The sequence below is a fragment of the Streptomyces sp. NPDC058741 genome, assembly GCF_042746715.1.
GTDB lineage: Bacteria > Actinomycetota > Actinomycetes > Streptomycetales > Streptomycetaceae > Streptomyces.
The window spans coordinates 1-15,817 of record NZ_JBHYQH010000076.1 but is presented as its reverse complement, the minus strand read 5'-3'; the positions used below and the strand labels follow the sequence as shown (position 1 = coordinate 15,817).

General features: G+C 75.4%; 13 protein-coding genes. 8 read left to right on the top strand and 5 right to left on the bottom strand.

Features of this window, described 5'->3' with window-relative positions; all coding sequences use genetic code 11:
• A partial coding sequence (locus ACFW6P_RS31420; protein ID WP_386425672.1) for a thioesterase II family protein occupies positions 1-745 on the bottom strand: 745 nt, incomplete at its 3' end.
• Positions 746-844: 99 nt separating this feature from the next.
• Entirely contained in the window at positions 845-1,666 is an 822-nt protein-coding gene (locus ACFW6P_RS31415; RefSeq protein ID WP_386359703.1) for a BTAD domain-containing putative transcriptional regulator, read from the bottom strand.
• 368 nt (positions 1,667-2,034) lie between these two features.
• On the opposite strand from ACFW6P_RS31415, the gene ACFW6P_RS31410 reads away from it, so the two are divergent.
• Both ACFW6P_RS31410 and ACFW6P_RS31405 read left to right on the top strand, forming a co-directional pair.
• Positions 2,035-2,520: a hypothetical protein gene (locus ACFW6P_RS31410; RefSeq protein WP_386359701.1), complete on the top strand. Its 486-nt coding sequence runs from the start codon at positions 2,035-2,037 to the stop codon at positions 2,518-2,520.
• On the top strand, positions 2,517-3,503 hold the full coding sequence (locus tag ACFW6P_RS31405) for a BTAD domain-containing putative transcriptional regulator (RefSeq protein WP_386359700.1): 987 nt from the start codon (positions 2,517-2,519) through the stop codon (positions 3,501-3,503). Before ACFW6P_RS31410 ends, ACFW6P_RS31405 begins: the two co-directional genes overlap by 4 nt.
• 16 nt (positions 3,504-3,519) lie before the next feature.
• Here ACFW6P_RS31405 and ACFW6P_RS31400 read toward each other — a convergent pair whose 3' ends face one another.
• Both ACFW6P_RS31400 and ACFW6P_RS31395 read right to left on the bottom strand, forming a co-directional pair.
• A complete protein-coding gene (locus ACFW6P_RS31400; protein WP_386425670.1) occupies positions 3,520-4,554 on the bottom strand; it encodes a 3-oxoacyl-ACP synthase III family protein in 1,035 nt (344 codons plus the stop codon).
• Entirely contained in the window at positions 4,551-5,318 is a 768-nt protein-coding gene (locus tag ACFW6P_RS31395; RefSeq protein ID WP_386425667.1) for a thioesterase II family protein, read from the bottom strand. The genes ACFW6P_RS31400 and ACFW6P_RS31395 overlap by 4 nt, the downstream gene beginning before the upstream one ends.
• A 213-nt stretch (positions 5,319-5,531) precedes the next feature.
• Between ACFW6P_RS31395 and ccrA the strand changes: the two genes are divergently transcribed.
• Together ccrA and ACFW6P_RS31385 are read left to right on the top strand one after the other, a co-directional pair.
• Positions 5,532-6,884, top strand: a complete 1,353-nt coding sequence (gene ccrA, locus ACFW6P_RS31390; protein WP_386425664.1) for a crotonyl-CoA carboxylase/reductase — start codon at positions 5,532-5,534, stop codon at positions 6,882-6,884.
• Positions 6,881-8,662: a 3-hydroxyacyl-CoA dehydrogenase family protein gene (locus tag ACFW6P_RS31385; protein ID WP_386425662.1), complete on the top strand. Its 1,782-nt coding sequence runs from the start codon at positions 6,881-6,883 to the stop codon at positions 8,660-8,662. The genes ccrA and ACFW6P_RS31385 overlap by 4 nt, the downstream gene beginning before the upstream one ends.
• 7 nt (positions 8,663-8,669) lie before the next feature.
• Here ACFW6P_RS31385 and ACFW6P_RS31380 read toward each other — a convergent pair whose 3' ends face one another.
• The gene (locus ACFW6P_RS31380) at positions 8,670-11,012 is read right to left on the bottom strand and encodes an AAA family ATPase (RefSeq protein WP_386425659.1); all 2,343 of its coding nucleotides are present in this window, start codon (positions 11,010-11,012) and stop codon (positions 8,670-8,672) included.
• Positions 11,013-11,282: 270 nt separating this feature from the next.
• Between ACFW6P_RS31380 and ACFW6P_RS31375 the strand changes: the two genes are divergently transcribed.
• The 4 genes from ACFW6P_RS31375 to ACFW6P_RS31360 all read left to right on the top strand — a co-directional run bounded on the left by ACFW6P_RS31375 (position 11,283) and on the right by ACFW6P_RS31360 (position 15,775).
• Entirely contained in the window at positions 11,283-12,548 is a 1,266-nt protein-coding gene (locus ACFW6P_RS31375) for a beta-ketoacyl-[acyl-carrier-protein] synthase family protein (protein WP_386359689.1), read from the top strand.
• Positions 12,545-13,813, top strand: a complete 1,269-nt coding sequence (locus ACFW6P_RS31370) for a ketosynthase chain-length factor (RefSeq protein WP_386359687.1) — start codon at positions 12,545-12,547, stop codon at positions 13,811-13,813. The genes ACFW6P_RS31375 and ACFW6P_RS31370 overlap by 4 nt, the downstream gene beginning before the upstream one ends.
• 73 nt (positions 13,814-13,886) lie before the next feature.
• Positions 13,887-14,150 (top strand): acyl carrier protein, encoded by a 264-nt coding sequence (locus tag ACFW6P_RS31365; protein WP_386359685.1) that lies wholly within the window; start codon positions 13,887-13,889, stop codon positions 14,148-14,150.
• Between the two features lie 11 nt (positions 14,151-14,161).
• On the top strand, positions 14,162-15,775 hold the full coding sequence (locus ACFW6P_RS31360) for an FAD-binding oxidoreductase (RefSeq protein ID WP_386425657.1): 1,614 nt from the start codon (positions 14,162-14,164) through the stop codon (positions 15,773-15,775).
• Positions 15,776-15,817 lie beyond the last annotated feature (42 nt).

The following is a 15,817-nucleotide window of genomic DNA, read 5'->3' as shown; positions in this document are numbered from 1 at the left end:
GTCCGGCGCCGGCCGCGCCGGCCGACCGGCCGACGACCCGGCAGGCCCGGCCGAGCAGCCGGGGCAGCGCGTGTCCCCGTACGAAGAAGTGGTCACCGGCGACCGTGCGCCGCACCACCGGCCCCGCGGTCCAGCGGGCCCAGCCCGCCATCGCGGCGGGCGGCGCCAGCGGGTCGCCGTCGCCCGCGACGGCCAGCAGCGGCACGGCGAACGGGCCACCCGCCACGGGCGCGCGGGCGGCGCGCCGCAGACTGTCGGCGAGCGTCAGGTCGTCGCGCAGCACCGGCAGCACCGCGCGATGCCACAGACCGCCGGGGTGGGCGCCCTCGGGCACCACGCCCAGGGAGTCGAGCAGGTCCAGCAGCCGGTCCGGGGACTCCCGGCAGGCGTCGGCGAGTGCGGAGGCGGCGTCCGGCGGCGGACACGCGCCCACCGCGAGCAGCGCGGGCGCCGGCAGCCCGGCCTCGTGCAGGGCACGGGCGAGGGTGTAGGCGACCAGCGCGCCGAGGCTGTGCCCGTAGAGCACATACGGTCCGCTCGGCGCCCGGAAGCCGTCGAACAGGTCGGCCAGCAGCGCCTCCCGCGTGGTCACGCGGGGTTCGCGGCGCCGGCGGTCGCGTCCGGGCAGCAGGTGCGGCCACGGCGCCGTGCCGGGGCCCAGCCGGGCCGGCCAGCCGTGGAACGCCGAGACTCCGGCCCCGGCGTGCGCGAAGCAGTGCAGCGACACCGGCTGTGCGTCGGGCATGGGCTGGTCCCTTCTCCGGCGGCCCCTGCGGCCCCGCCGCTCCTGTGGCCGTGCGCGTCCGCCTCAGCCTCGGGCGTCCGGCTCGAGCGGCGCTCGGGCTCAGACGGCGTAGAGGTTGAAGGTGGAGGTGCGTCGCGGTCCGCAGACCTGGTCGAGGGCCGGGTCCACGGTGAGCATCGCCTGGTGCAGCCGCTGCAGCTGCGGGGACGGTTCGACACCCAGCTCCTCGATCAGCCGGCCGCGCAGCCGGCGGTAGACGTCCAGCGCGGTGGCCTGGCGGCCGGAGCGGTAGAGCGCCACCATCGCCTGGGCGTGCAGCCCTTCGTGCTGGGGGTGACGGGCGACCAGGTCGGTCAGCTCGGCGAGGAGCTCGGCGTGCCGGCCGAGCCGCAGGTCGGCGTCGATCCGGCGCTCGACGGTGACCAGGCGGCTCTCCTCGAGCCGCAGCACCTCGATCTCCAGGATGGGCCCGACCCGTACGTCCACCAGTGCGGGCCCCTGCCACATGGCGAGCGCGTCGCGGAACAGGTCCGCGGCCCGCTCGTCGTCGCCGCCCTCCAGGGCGGCCTGACCGGCCGTCACCAACTGCTCGTAGCGGTGCACGTCGACGCTGTCCTGCGGAACCTGCAGCAGATAGCCGCCGTGCCGGGTGGCCAGCACCTCCTTGGCGGTGCCGGGGGCGTCGGGCCCCATCGCGGTGCCGAGCCGGCGGCGCAGCTGGAGGATGTACGTCTGCATGGTCGTCATGGCGCTCTGCGGCATCTCGGTGCCCCAGATCTCCTCCATGAGCGTGGGCACGGGCATCACCCGGCCGGGATAGAACGCGAGCAGAGCGAGGATCTGCCTCGGCTTGCCCGCGGTCGGAACGATCGAGATCCCGTTGACGTCGGCGCTCAACGGACCCAGAACCTGTATCTCCACTGGTTTCCTCCCCGTACCGGTCGAGTGGTCGAGAGACCCCTCGTCGGCTAGAAGCCGTCGGCCGTCGAGCACGCTAGCCCCGTTCCCGCCCTGTCCCCCGGGATCTCCAGTCGCGTTCAAGCGACTCTCCACACACCGGCCTTGCCCGCGGTGCGCGCTCTGCTCAAGAACGCTTGTACGTCCACTGGAACGGTGCTCGCACACCCTGTCGCCACCCCGCGGCGCCGGTTATCGTCCCAGGACCGAGTCCCCTCACCCCCGCCCGGTGACCGGTTCTCGATCTTCCGCGAACCCGCGCCGGACGGCCCGCCCCACCACCGACCGGACCGCCGCCGACGCCGGCCACCGCCGCCACCAGGGAGCCCCCAATGGAACTGCGCCTGTTCGTGTTCCACCACACCGGTGGGTCCCACCCGGCCCGCCCCGAGCGGCCGTGCCGCTTCCCCGCCGCCCGGGACGTGCGTCCGCCCGGCGCCCCCGGCCGTGGCCTGCGGTCCGGCCGTCCCGCCCTCGGTGGCGCACGGCCCCGGGTCTCCTGGTCCCGCACCGGTCCGGAGGCCGAACTCAGCGGTCCCTCGGCCCTGTTCGGACACGGCGGGGGCGGCCTGATCGCCTGCGGGCCGGCCCGCGCCCTGCTCGCCGGGGGCCGCCCGCCGGTGTGGCTCGGCCCGTCGGCCCGCGGCGTCCCCCGCTCCGGCGACGGCGGCACCCGCCGCCACCCGCTCTCCGGCGCCGGACCGCGCCCCGAGCCCGCCCCCGCGGGCGGCACCCCGGTCGAGATCCCGCCGACCGCGCGCATCGCGGCCGCCGTCCGTGCCGCGCTCGCCCCGCCCGCTCCCGCGATGCCCCGATGACGGTCCCGGGCAGCGCATCGGCTCTCGCCCCCGCCGTCCTCGAAGGGACGTCCGGCGATACCGAGTTCCGGCTGCTGGGCCCCGTGGAGCTGCGCGACGGCGCCACGGGCACCGCCATCGTCCCGCCGGGCTCCAAACAGCGCGCCCTGCTGTCCGCGCTCGTCCTGCACGCCGACCGGCTGCTCTCCGTCGACCAGCTCACCGAGGAACTGTGGGGCGACCGGCCGCCCGCCAACGCCGCCAACGCCCTGCAGGCCCACGTCGCCCGGCTGCGCCGCCTGCTGCCCGAGCCCGGCCACGCGTGGATCAGCACCCTGCCCACCGGCTACCTGTTGAGCCTGGGCGGCGCCAGCACCGACGTCCAGCGCTTCAACCACCTGTCCTCGCAGGGCCGCGCCGCCGTCACCGCCGACCCCTCGCACGCCGCCCGGCTGCTGCGCCGCGCCCTGTCCCTGTGGCGCGGCCCCGCCCTCGCCGACAGCCGCTACGGCCCGATCTGCACCGGCGAGGCGGACCGGCTGGAGGAGAACCGGCTCGCCGCCCTGGAGGCGCTGTACGAGGCGAGCCTGCGCTGCGCCCGCCACGGCGAGATCACCGGCGAGCTGGAGAAACTCACCGCCGACCACCCGCTGCGCGAACGCTTCTACGACCTGCTGATGGTCGCCCTCTACCGCAGCGGGCGCCAGGCGGAGGCCCTCGGCGTCTACGAACGCGCCCGCCGCCGCCTGGTGGATGCCCTCGGCATCGAACCGGGCCCCGCCCTGCGCGCCCGTATGGAGGCGATCCTCAACCACGCCCCCGGCCTGTCCGCCCCTGTCGCCCCGGCCCCCGGCGGCCATCCCGCCGCGACCCTCACCGACGCCCTCGCACTGGGCGGCGAGATCGCACGCCTCCAACAGCGCATCGACGAACTCAACCGCTGCCAGGAAGCCCTGGTACGCCGCTTCGACGCCCTGGTCGCCCACCTGCCGGCGACGACGTAGCCGAACCGGCGCGCCTTCAGCGCCCCCACCGCAGCAGCGTCGTCCCCAGCGTCATCCCCCCGCCGAACCCGGCGAGCAGCACCAGCTCCCCGTCCCGCAACCGGCCGCCCTCCGGCCCGGCCCCCCGGCGGGCGTGGTCCAGGGCGAGCGGGATGGAGGCCGCACCGGTGTTGCCGTGCCGGTCCACCGGCAGATGCACCCGTGCCGAGGCCAGGCCGAGCAGCCCGGCGACCGAGCGCAGCATGTCCCCGTTGGCCTGGTGCGGCACGAAGTGATCGACCTGACCGGCCGTCAGGCCGAACGCGGTGAGGGTGCCCGCGACCGCGGGGGGCAGCTCCCGCTCCACGAAATCGCGTACGGCGCGGCCCTGCATCCGGAAGAAGTGGTCGCCGCGCGCGACCGACTTCTCCGAGGCGGGCGCCCTGCTGCCTCCGGCCGTGACCCCGATCAGCCCGTGCAGGTGACCGTCGGTCCTCATGCCGGTGCCCACGAGACCGCGGCCCTCGCCCACCGGTCCGAGCACCACGGCTCCCGCCCCGTCGCCGAACAGCGGGGCGGTCCTGCGGTCCGACCGGTCGATGATGCGCGAGTACACCTCGGTGCCGATGACGAGCGCCAGGCGCCGTTCTCCGTCCGGCCCCGGCGCGGCCAGCAACTGGGCGCCGGTGTGCAGCGCGGCGACGAAACCCGCGCAGACGGCGTTCACGTCGAAGGCCGCGGCACGGTGCGCGCCGATCCGGTGCTGCACGAGCGCGGCCGTGGCGGGCTGCGGATGGTCCGGGGTGGAGGTCGCCACGACGATCCAGGCGAGGTCGTCCGGCTCGGCCCCGGCGTCGGCCAGGGCCCGCACGGCGGCCGCGGCCGCGAGGTCCGAAGCGGCCTCGTGGCCGGCGGCGTAACGCCGCTCGCGGACGCCGGTCTTGCGCTCGATCCACTCGGCGGTCACCCCGGCCCGGGCCGCCACCGTCTCGTTGGGGACGACCTGCTCGGGCAGGTAGGAACCGGTGCCGAGGATGCCGGTTGGGCCGGCGGCCCACGAGTAGACGGTCACCGCGGCGCCACCGCCGCGCTCCTCAGCAGGCGGTCCTCGACCGTGCTCAGCACCTCGGCCTGCTGGTCCACGAGGAAGAAGTGGCCGCCAGGCAGGACCCGCAGACCGAAGGCGGACCGGGTGTGGTTCGCCCAGGCCGCCACCTCGTCGACGCGGGCACGCGGGTCGCGGTCGCCGGTGAAGGCGGTGACGGGGCAGTCCAGGGCGGGTCCCGGCCGGTAGCGGTAGCCGCGCACCGCCCGGTAGTCGGAGCGGAGCGCCGGCAGGATCATGCGCAGCGCCTCCTCGTTGTCGAGCAGCGCGTCGCCGGTCCCGTTCAGCTTGCGGATCTCGGCGACGACCTCCTCGTCGGTCTCCGGGTGCCATTCGTCCGCGCGGTCCACGCCGGGGGCGCGGCGGCCCGAGACGAACAGCTCGGCGGGGCCGCTGCCCGCGGCCTGCATCCGGCGGGCCACCTCGAACCCGAGCAGGGCGCCCATGCTGTGCCCGAACAGGGCGTACGGCCGGTCGGTGCACGGCCCGAGCGCCCCGGCGATCCGGTCGGCCAGGGTGTGGAGGTCCGCGACGGCCGGCTCCGTGCGCCGGTCCTGGCGCCCCGGGTACTGGACGGCCAGCACCTCGGCGCGGGGCGAGAGTTCGCGTGCCACGGGGAAGTAGAAGCTGGCCGAGCCACCGGCATGCGGCAGGCACACCAGGCGTACGGGCGCGTCGGGAGCGGGGCGGTAGTTCCTGAACCAGGGGCTGTCGCCGGGGATTCCCGTCATGAGTTCTCCTAGCCGATGCGAGTGGTGCCTTGGCCCAGGATGAGCGCGAGCGGCACCCCCGGCCCTCCCCTAACCGACCCCTGGCCCACCCCTGCACGGGGGGCGCGTGTTGAGGGGGCGATCAGGGGTGCCCCGCCGCCCCGCGCCGCCCGACGCTGGTAGGCAGTGGCCCGCTTCGCTCGCCTCGGCTCTCAAGGGAATCAGGGAACTCACGTGGACGAGATCATCAGTGCGCTTCTCTGCGAGGACGCGACGCCGCGGGACTTCGCGGGGCTGCGCCTCCCGGAGAGCTACCGCGGCTCCGTCGTCCGCAAGGAGGACACCGGCATGTTCGAGGGCATGGCCTCCGTGGACAAGGATCCCCGCACGTCGCTGCGGATCCAGGACATTCCGGTCCCGCTGCCGTCGGCCGGCGAGGCCCTGGTCGCGGTGATGGCCAGTTCGGTCAACTACAACACCGTGTGGAGCTCGATCTTCGAGCCGCTGCCGACCTTCGGGTTCCTGGAGCGGTACGCGCGGCTCTCCCCGGCCACGGCCCGCCACGACCAGCCGTACCACGTCCTCGGCTCCGACCTCGCGGGTGTGGTGCTGCGCACCGGCCCCGGGGTCAACCGCTGGAAGCCCGGCGACAGGGTGGTCGCCCACTGCCTGTCGGTGGAGCTGGAGTCGGCGGACGGCCACGACGACACGATGCTCGACCCGGAGCAGCGCATCTGGGGCTTCGAGACCAACTTCGGCGGGCTGGCCCAGTTGGCGCTGGTGAAGTCCAACCAGCTGATGCCCAAGCCGGACCACCTGAGCTGGGAGGAGGCCGCGGCGCCCGGTCTGGTGAACTCCACCGCCTACCGGCAGCTGGTCTCCCGCAACGGCGCCGGGATGAAGCAGGGCGACAACGTCCTGATCTGGGGCGCGAGCGGCGGACTGGGCAGCTACGCCACCCAGCTGGCGCTGGCCGGCGGCGCCACCCCCATCTGCGTGGTGTCCTCGCCGCAGAAGGCGGAGATCTGCCGGGCGATGGGCGCCGAGGCGATCATCGACCGCAACGCCGAGGGCTACATGTTCTGGAAGGACGAGAACACCCAGGACCCCAGGGAGTGGAAGCGCTTCGGCAAGCGCATCCGCGAGCTCACCGGCGGCGAGGACGTCGACATCGTCCTCGAGCACCCCGGACGCGAGACCTTCGGCGCGAGCGTCTTCGTCACCCGCAAGGGCGGCACCATCACCACCTGCGCCTCCACCTCGGGCTACCTGCACGAGTACGACAACCGCTACCTGTGGATGTCCCTGAAGCGGATCATCGGCTCGCACTTCGCCAACTACCGCGAGGCCTGGGAGGCCAACCGGCTCATCGCCAAGGGCAAGATCCACCCGACCCTGTCGAAGGTGTACTCCCTGGAGGACACCGGCCAGGCCACGTACGACGTGCACCGCAACCTCCACCAGGGCAAGGTCGGCGTCCTCGCCCTCGCCCCCCGCGAGGGGCTGGGCGTGCGGGACGAGGAGATGCGCGACCGGCACGTCCACGCCATCAACCGCTTCCGGGAAAGGGCGGCGCAGACCTCATGACAGAGCCACAGATCACGGCGCCCCCGCCGGGAACGGCGACGGCCGTCGTCGGCCTCGGCTCCATCGGTGAAGCCCTCGTGCGCCTGCTGCGCGACGCGGGCCACGCCGTGGTGGCCGTCGACACCGACCTCGACGCCCTGACCCGCGTGGCCGGCCGGCTCAAGGCCGCCACGGCCGAGGCTCCGGACCGGCACGGCACCGGCTCCCGGCCCGGTGGTCCCGAGGTCGTCCTCACCGCCGACCCCACGGCGCTGCGCGCGGCCGGCCGGGTCGTCGAGGCCGTCCCCGACGACCCGGCCGCCAAGACGGGGGTCCTGCGCACGATCACCTCCGTCTGCCCGCCCGGTACACCGATCGTGACCACCACGTCCACGCTGTCCGTCACCCGTCTGGCCATCGCCACCGGCCGCCCGGCGGACGTCGCGGGGCTGCGCCTGTTCACCCCGCCCGGCCCCGGCGGCCCCGCCGAGCCGGTGCGCACGGCGCTGACCTCGGCGGAGGCGGCCGCCGCGGTGGACGAACTGGTGGCGTCGGCCGGGCTCACCCCGGTCGCGGTCGGCGCCCGCCCGGCGGCCGACGCGACCGCCCTGGTCCTCGCCTTCCTCAACCGTGCCGTGATCCTCCTGGACGAGGGGTACGCCACCCGGCACGACATCGACACCGCGATGCGGCTGGGCTGCGGTCTGCCGGCCGGACCGCTGGAGATGCTCGACCGCATGGGTCTGGACACGGTCCACGCCCGGCTGACCGGGCTGTGGCGGCGCACCGGTGACACGGCCTTCGAGCCCGCACCGCTGCTGAGCCGGATGGTCGCCACCGGACGTTTCGGCCGCAAGACCGGTGGGGGCTTCCACGCGTACGACGAGACGGGAAGCGCCCTCGCCGCCCCCGCGGACGGCCCGCAGGACACGCCGGCCGCCACCGTGCGCCGGGTGGGCGTGCTCGGCTCCGGCGCCATGGCGCGCGGCATCGCCGAGGTCACCGCCACGGCCGGGTACCCCACGGTCCTCGTCGCCCGCGACGCCGACCGGGCCGGGCAGGCGCTGGAGTCCGTCGGGGACTCCCTCACCCGCGGGGTGCGCCGGGGCAGGATCACACCCCGGGCCAAGGCGACGGCTCTCGGACTGCTCGCCGGCGCCGACGACATGGCGGCACTGGCCGACTGCGACCTGGTGATCGAGGCGGTCGCCGAGGACCTCGGCGTCAAGCGCGCGCAGTTCGCGAGACTCGGTGAGGTGTGCGCCCCCGGCACCGTCCTGGCGACCACCACCTCCAGCCTCTCCGTCGCCGCGTGCGCCGAGGCGTCCGGCCGCCCGGGCGACGTCGTCGGCCTGCACTTCTTCAACCCGGCGCCGGTGATGAAGCTGATCGAGCTGGCGCACACCGACACGGTGGACCGGGGCGTGCTCGCCACGGCGCGCGCCTTCTGCGCCACCCTGGGCAGGACGACGGTGCGGTGCCCGGACCGCAGCGGCTTCGTCGTCAACAGCCTGCTGTTCCCGTACCTGGGCGCGGCCCTCGCGCTGCTGGAGCGGCAGGACGTGGACCCGGCGGAGACGGACGAGGCGGTCCGGCAGGGGTTCGGCTTCCCCATGGGCCCGTTCGCGCTCCTGGACACGATCGGCCTGGACGTCTCGCTCGCCATCCAGCACCGGCTGCACGAACGCTTCCGCACGCCCGAGTACGTACCGGCGCCGGTCCTCGAGGAGCTGGTGGCCGCCGGGCTGCTGGGCCGCAAGAACGGGCGCGGGCTGCGCACGGGGGACGCCCGCCGCTGACCGGTCGTCAGCGTGCGCGCGCCGCCAGCAGGGCCGTCAGGTCCGTGCGGGACTTCACGCGCAGCTTGCGGTAGATCCGGGTCAGGTGCTGCTCGACCGTGCTGGTCGTGACGTACAGGCGGGCGGCGATGGCCCGGTTGGTGCACCCGTCGGCGGCCAGCACCGCGACCCGCCGCTCGGCCAGGGTCAGCCCGGCGACCGGAGTGCCGTCCGCGCCGGTCTCACCGTTCAGGGCCCGCTGCGCGCCGGCGGCGGCGGCGCGCCAGTCCAGGGCGCCGCGTGGCTCCAGCCGCCATCCGGCCAGCAGGTCCCGGCAGGCGTGGAAGTCGCCCAGGGCGGCCCGGGGCCGGTCGACGGCCAGGTGGTAGTGGCCCCTGGCCAGCAGGTAGTGCAGCCCCGCCCGGGTACGGAACATCGCGTCCGGCACCGGGACGCGCAGCCGGGCCGCCGCCTCCGGGTGGGCGCCGGTGCGGGTCGCGGACAGCACGGCCGCGGACAGCGGCATCCCGATGGCCACGCCCCAGGCGCCCGGCGACAGCAGGGACAACGCCCGCCCCGCGTACCCGGCCGCGTGGTCGTAGGCGCCGGTGCGGGCGTGCACGACGGCCGCCGCCGCGGCGGCGGCCGCCCGGCGGGCCGGGGTCGCCCGCGACCGGTCGGCGCCGGCCGTCAGCGCACACCAGCGGGCGGCCCGCCCGGTCTCCCCCGCGTACAGCAGGGCGGCCAGGACGGCGGCGACGGGTACGGGCGGCGCGTGGTCGTAGACGATCGACGCCAGCACCCGCTCGGCGTCCTCGCCCATGTCCTCGCCCATGTCCTCGCCCGTGTCCCCGGGCGGGCCCGCGGCCGGGTGCCCGGGCCCGGTGACGGCCCGGCCTCCGCCGCCGTCGTCGTCGTCCGCGGACGGGTAGACGTAGCGGTGGATGCGCGCCAGCGCCGACGCCGTCTCGCCCGCCCGGTCGACGTCGCCGAGGCGGGACACGGCCCGCGCCGCCCCGGCGGGGTGCCCGTGCCACAGCAGCAGCCCCACCGCACCCGCCGCGTCGTCGGCGTCCGGCCGCCGGGCGGCCAGGTCCCGTTCGAGGGCGGGCAGGTGACGGACGACGGCCGCGGGGTCGGCCTCCCACTCGGCGCGGGCCAGCATCGTGAGCAGCTCGCCGCCCTCACCGCCGCCCGACCGGTGGGCGGTGCGCAGGAAGTCGGCGGCCTGGCGCGCCCCGCCGCCGGCCAGCGCCTGCCGGGCCGCCTCGGCCAGCAGCGTCACGGCCCACTGCGGTGCGGCCGGCCGGCCGCCGGTGGTGGTGTCCGCCGCGACCAGGTGGCAGGCGACGGAGGCCAGTCCGGCGCCGTTGTCGTACAGCAGCCGGGCCGCCGTGGTGTGCAGCGCGGCGGACTCCCCGGCCGACAGTTCCTCCAGCACCGCGGCCCGTATCCCCGCGTGGCGCAGCCGCCCGCCGTCGAGCAGACCGGCCGCGTCCAGCTCCTCCAGGCAGGCCGCGACGGTCCGTTCGGGAAGCTCCAGCAGCCGGGCGAGGAGGGTGAGCGTGGCGGTGCCGGCGAGTACGGCCAGGGCGCGCGCGACCGACGCCACCGGCGCCCCCGCACCGCGCAGGCAGTGCGTGACGGCGCGCCGGAACGCCGTGCCCGCCACCGGCCGGGAGGGCCGCACCGGTCGGCAGGCCCGGTGGTCGTCGAGCAGCCCGTGCAGCAGCCGCGGGTTCCCGCCGGTGAACCGGTGCCAGTGGGGCGCGACCCGGCGAGCCGTCGCCGTGTCCATCGCCCCGCCGGCGGGCGCGGCCAGGAAACCGGCGACCTTCTCCTCGTCCAGGACGGTGAGCGGCACGGGCGTACAGCGGGGGTGCCTCAGCAACTCGGCCAGCGGCAGCGGGAGCGGGCCGGCCGGGGAAGGGGACGCCGGCCGGGCGCTCAGCACCAGCACGGTCCCGGTGCCGGCCAGCCGCCCGCACAAGTACAGCAGGCAGCGCGCGGACGCCTCGTCCATGTGGTGGGCGTCGTCGACGAGGACCACGGCCGGCGCGCTCGCGCCGCGGTGGCGCAGGACGTCGTGGAGTGCGGCCGGGCCGTCGGCGGTGCGGGCCGGCGCGCCGGTCGCGCCGCTGAGCAGCTGTCCGACCACGCCGAGCGGCAGGTCGGTCTCGGCCGGGGAGGCGGACGCGCTCAGCACCAGCGCGCCCGAGCGCCCGGCCCGCTCGGCGAAACCGCCCAGCAGGGCGCTCTTGCCGGTGCCGGGGCTGCCCGTGACCAGTGCCGCGCGGCCCCCGCCGCTCCGGACAGCCGCCAGGAGCTCCTCCAGCAGGCCGAGTTCCGCGCCCCGCCACGCGAGCTCCACCGGAACCCCCCATCTCGTCAGGCCACCCGGACGGCAGCCGTCCTCTGCGGGGAAGTCTGCACCGGGACACGGAAGCTTCGCTGGTACCGGACCGGAGCCCCGCTCAAGCCGTTTCCGCGCGCCTCGGGCGGACCGGCCGGTGACAGGCAGCGGTCGCCCGCGGGCCCGGCGGCGGGGCACGGTTCAAGCCGTTCTCCAGGGCCGTCGGCGACGCTTCGACGGTAACCGAGGTGGCCGTGACACCTGGAGGACGACTGTGAGGGACAGCCGATGAGACGGGTTGTGATCACCGGTATCGGAGTGGTCGCTCCGGGCGGTGTGGGTACCAAGGAGTTCTGGTCGGGGCTCACCGCGGGCCGGACGGCCACCCGTGGCATCACCCTGTTCGACCCGGCCGGGTTCCGTTCGCGGATCGCCGCCGAGGTGGACTTCGAGCCGGAAGCGCACGGATTCAGCGCGGCCGAGGCCGAACGGCTGGACCGCGCCGCGCAGTTCGCGGTGGTCAGTGCCCGCGAGGCGCTGGCCGACAGCGGACTGGACGGGCGGCTCGACCCGCTGCGGACGGGGGTCACCCTCGGCAGCGCCGTCGGGTGCACGACAGGTCTGGACGTCGAGTACGCGGCGGTCAGCGAGAACGGCGCCCACTGGCTCGTCGACCACACGCGGGCCGTGGCCCATCTCTTCGACTACTTCGTGCCCAGCTCGCTGGCCGTCGAGGTGGCCCACACGGTCGGCGCCCAGGGACCGGTCTCGCTGGTGTCCACGGGCTGCACCTCGGGCCTGGACTCCGTCGGCCACGCGGTCGAGCTGATCCGCGAGGGCAGCGCGGAGGTCATGGTCACCGGGGCCACCGAGGCACCGATCTCCCCCATCACCCTGGCCTGCTTCGACGCGATCAAGGCCACCAGCCCCCGCAACGACGAGCCGGAGACGGCCTCGCGGCCCTTCGACCGCACCCGCAACGGGTTCGTGCTCGGTGAGGGTTCGGCCGTCCTGGTCCTGGAGGAGCTCGGGCACGCCCGCCGCCGCGGCGCGCACGTGTACGCCGAGATCGCGGGCTTCGCCAGCCGCAGCAACGCCTACCACATGACCGGTCTGCGGACGGACGGGACGGAGATGGCCGAGGCCATCACCGCCGCTCTGGACGAGGCCCGGCTCGACCCCGGAGCCGTCGACTACGTCAACGCCCACGGCTCGGGGACCAAGCAGAACGACCGGCACGAGACGACCGCCTTCAAACGCGGCCTCGGCGCCCGTGCCCGCGAGATACCCGTCAGCTCCATCAAGTCGATGATCGGGCACTCGCTCGGTGCGATCGGCTCCCTCGAGGTGGCCGCCAGCGCCCTGGCCATCGAGCACGGCGTCGTACCGCCGACGGCGAACCTGCACGAACCCGACCCCGCCTGCGACCTGGACTACACACCGCTCGTGGCACGCGAGCAGCGGACCGACACGGTCCTCACCGTGGGCAGCGGCTTCGGCGGCTTCCAGAGCGCCATGGTCCTGACCCGCCCGCACCCGGGAGTGAGCGCATGACCGGCACGTCCCTGCTCGACCGCACCGCCGGCCGGCGGCCGGCCGCACCGGTCCGGACCCGTGCCGTGGTCACCGGCATCGGTGCCGCCGCCCCCAACGGACTCGGCACCGAGGCCTGGTGGGCCGCGGTGCTGCGCGGCGAGAGCGGCATCCGACGGCTGACCCGCTTCGACGCCTCCCGATACCCGGCCCGGCTCGCGGGCGAGGTGCCCGGCTTCGTCGCCGAGGACCACGTTCCGAGCCGGCTGCTGGCGCAGACCGACCGGGTGACCCGGCTGTCGCTGGCGGCCGCCAAGGAGGCCCTGGACGACTCCGGCGTCGACCCGGCCGCGCTGACCGAGTACGCGGCGGGCGTGGTCACCGCGAGTTCGGCGGGCGGCTTCGAGTTCGGGCAGCGCGAGTTGCAGGCGCTGTGGAGCAAGGGCGGCCAGCACGTCAGCGCCTACCAGTCCTTCGCCTGGTTCTACGCGGTGAACACCGGCCAGATCTCCATCCGGCACGGCCTGCGCGGCGCCAGCGGAGTGCTGGTGTCCGACCAGGCGGGCGGACTGGACGCCGTCGGGCAGGCGCGTCGCCAGCTGCGCAGGGGCACCTCGCTCGTCGTCGCGGGCGCGGTCGACTCCGCGCTGTGCCCGTGGGCGTGGGCGGCGCACCTGGCCGAGGGCCGCATCAGCGTCAGCGACGACCCCCGGCGCGCCTTCCTGCCGTTCGACGCGGACGCGGACGGCTACGTCCCCGGCGAGGGTGGCGCCCTGCTGATCCTGGAGGACGCCGACGCGGCCCGTGCCCGCGGGGCCCGGGAGTACGGGACGGTCGCCGGGTACGCGTCCACCTTCGATCCGGCCCCGCACGCGGGCGGGGGGTCGCGGCTGGGCGCGGCCGCCGAGCTGGCCCTGGCGGACGCCGGGGTGCGGCCCGACCAGGTCGACGTGGTCTTCGCGGACGGCGCCGGTGAGCGGGCGGCCGACCGTGCCGAGGCGCGGGCGATCAGCGAGGTGTTCGGGGAGCGCGGCGTCGCGGTGACCGCGCCGAAGAGCATGACCGGCCGGCTCGCCGCCGGCGGCGGCTCGCTGGACCTGGCCGCCGCCCTGCTGGCGCTCCGGGACCAGGTGATCCCGCCCACGACCGGCACCCGCGGCCCGGCGCGGGACTGCCCCCTGGATCTCGTGACCGGTACGCCGCGCCGCGGCGTCGGGCTGCGGACCGCGCTGGTGCTGGCGCGCGGGCGCGGCGGCTTCAACTCCGCCGTCGTGGTGCGCGCCTGACCCCTCACCGCTGCGGCGGCGCGCGTACCCGGCACCCACCCACCCCTGTCCTCACCGAAGAAAGAGGTATGCCGTGAACCGGCTCGAACTCAACGATCTGACCGCCCTGTTGCGCGAGTGCGCCGGCGAGGAGGAAGGCGTCGACCTGGACGGCGACATCCTGGACGTCCCGTTCCCCGAACTCGGTTACGACTCGCTGGCGGTGCTCCAGACGACCGGGCGCATAGAGCGGGACTTCGATGTGCTCCTGGACGAGGAGGCCATCGACGAGGCGGAGACTCCGCGCCAGTACCTCGAGCTGGTCAACCGGGCGCTCTCCGAGCGCACGGCGGTCTGAGCGGGGACGCGATGACCGCTCCCAGCCGCAGGCGCTTCGTCACGGGAACCCTCGCCGCCGCGGCGGCCACCGGCACCGCCGTGGCCGCGCCACCCGCCGCCGCCACGGCGGGTCCCGGCCTCCTCGAGGTGGGCCCGGCGGACCCGCGCTACGCCGATCTCGCCGTCCGCGGCAGCAACAAGAGGTTCTCCGCCCGTCCCGAGTCCTTCCTGCTGGCGACCACCACCGAGCAGGTGGTGCGGGCCGTGCGGGAGGCCGTGCGGGACGGCAAGCGCGTCACGGTGCGCAGCGGCGGCCACTGCTACGAGAACTTCGTGGGCGACCCGTCCGTCCGCCGGGTCATCGACCTGAGCGGCATGGACACCGTGCGCTGGGACGCGGCGCGCGGCGCCTTCGAGGTCGGGGCCGGTGTCCGGCTCATGGACCTGTACCGGACGCTGTACTACGGCTGGGGTGTGACCGTTCCGGGCGGCGCCAGTGCGACCGTCGGTGCCGGCGGGCATGTCCAGGGCGGCGGTTACGGCGCCCTGTCCCGGCGCCACGGCATCTCCAGCGACCACCTGCTGGCCGTCGAGGTGGTCGTCGTCGACGCCTCGGGCGGCGCCCGCGCGGTCGTCGCCACCCGGGACGCCCGCGACCCGAACCGGGAGCTGTGGTGGGCCCACACCGGTGGCGGCGGCGGCAACTTCGGTGTGGTGACCCGTTACTGGTTCCGTTCGCCGTCCGCCCGGGGCACCGACCCCACCCGGGCGCTGCCGCGTCCGCACGCCGGCGTGCTCGCCGCCAGTGTCATGTACCCGCGTGAGGGCATGACCAGGAGCGCGTTCCGTACGCTGGTGGGCAACCACGGGCGCTGGCACGAGCGCAACAGCGGGCCCGACTCGCCGTACACCGGGCTGTTCAGCGGTCTGGTGCTGCTGGGCCACCAGGGGCAGAACGACCAGGGGCTCGCCGCCATCGCCTTCACCCACCTGGACGCGACCCTGCCCGACGCCCCGCGTCTGCTGCAGGACCACATCGACGCCGTCGGCGCCGGGGTGGGTGTCGAGGCGTACGCCCCGCCGCCGGAGACGCTGCCGTGGCTGGCGTCGGTGGAGGCGCTGGCCGGCGCGCAGGACACGGAGACAGGCCGCCAGAAGATCAAGTCGGCGCATCTGCGGCGGGCGTTCACGGACGAGCAGGCCGACGTCCTCTACGACTTCCTGGGCAGCACGGAGCACACCAACGACTCCAGCTCGGTGTCCCTCCAGTCGTACGGCGGGCGGGTCAACACCGTCGCTCCGGCGGCGACGGCGTCGGCGCAGCGCGGTTCGGTCCTGAAGGCGCTCTTCATGAACACCTGGCAGGACCCGGAGCACGACGCGGCGAACGTGGACTGGCTGCGCCGGCTGTACGCGGGCGTCTACCGGGACACGGGCGGGGTGCCGGCGCCGGGTGAGCGCAGCGAGGGCTGCTTCATCAACTTCCCCGACGTCGACATGGCCGACCCTCGGTGGAACACCTCCGGGGTCCCGTGGCACGAGCTGTACTACGGCGGCAACTACCGCCGGCTGCAGGCGGTCAAGGCCAGGTGGGACCCGCGCGACGTCTTCCACCACGCCCTGTCCGTGCGGGCGGCCCGCTGAGGCCCGCGCGTACCGGACGCCCGAGCGGGCGGACCCCGGACG

Bases quoted from the DNA above. Each gene is read 5' to 3' on its own strand.
- ACFW6P_RS31370 (WP_386359687.1), top strand. From the start codon at position 12,545: ATGACCGGCACGTCCCTGCTCGACCGCACCGCCGGCCGGCGGCCGGCC.
- ACFW6P_RS31410 (WP_386359701.1), top strand. From the start codon at position 2,035: ATGGAACTGCGCCTGTTCGTGTTCCACCACACCGGTGGGTCCCACCCG.
- ACFW6P_RS31395 (WP_386425667.1), bottom strand. From the start codon at position 5,318: ATGACGGGAATCCCCGGCGACAGCCCCTGGTTCAGGAACTACCGCCCC.
- ACFW6P_RS31405 (WP_386359700.1), top strand. From the start codon at position 2,517: ATGACGGTCCCGGGCAGCGCATCGGCTCTCGCCCCCGCCGTCCTCGAA.
- ACFW6P_RS31375 (WP_386359689.1), top strand. From the start codon at position 11,283: ATGAGACGGGTTGTGATCACCGGTATCGGAGTGGTCGCTCCGGGCGGT.
- ACFW6P_RS31385 (WP_386425662.1), top strand. From the start codon at position 6,881: ATGACAGAGCCACAGATCACGGCGCCCCCGCCGGGAACGGCGACGGCC.
- ACFW6P_RS31360 (WP_386425657.1), top strand. From the start codon at position 14,162: ATGACCGCTCCCAGCCGCAGGCGCTTCGTCACGGGAACCCTCGCCGCC.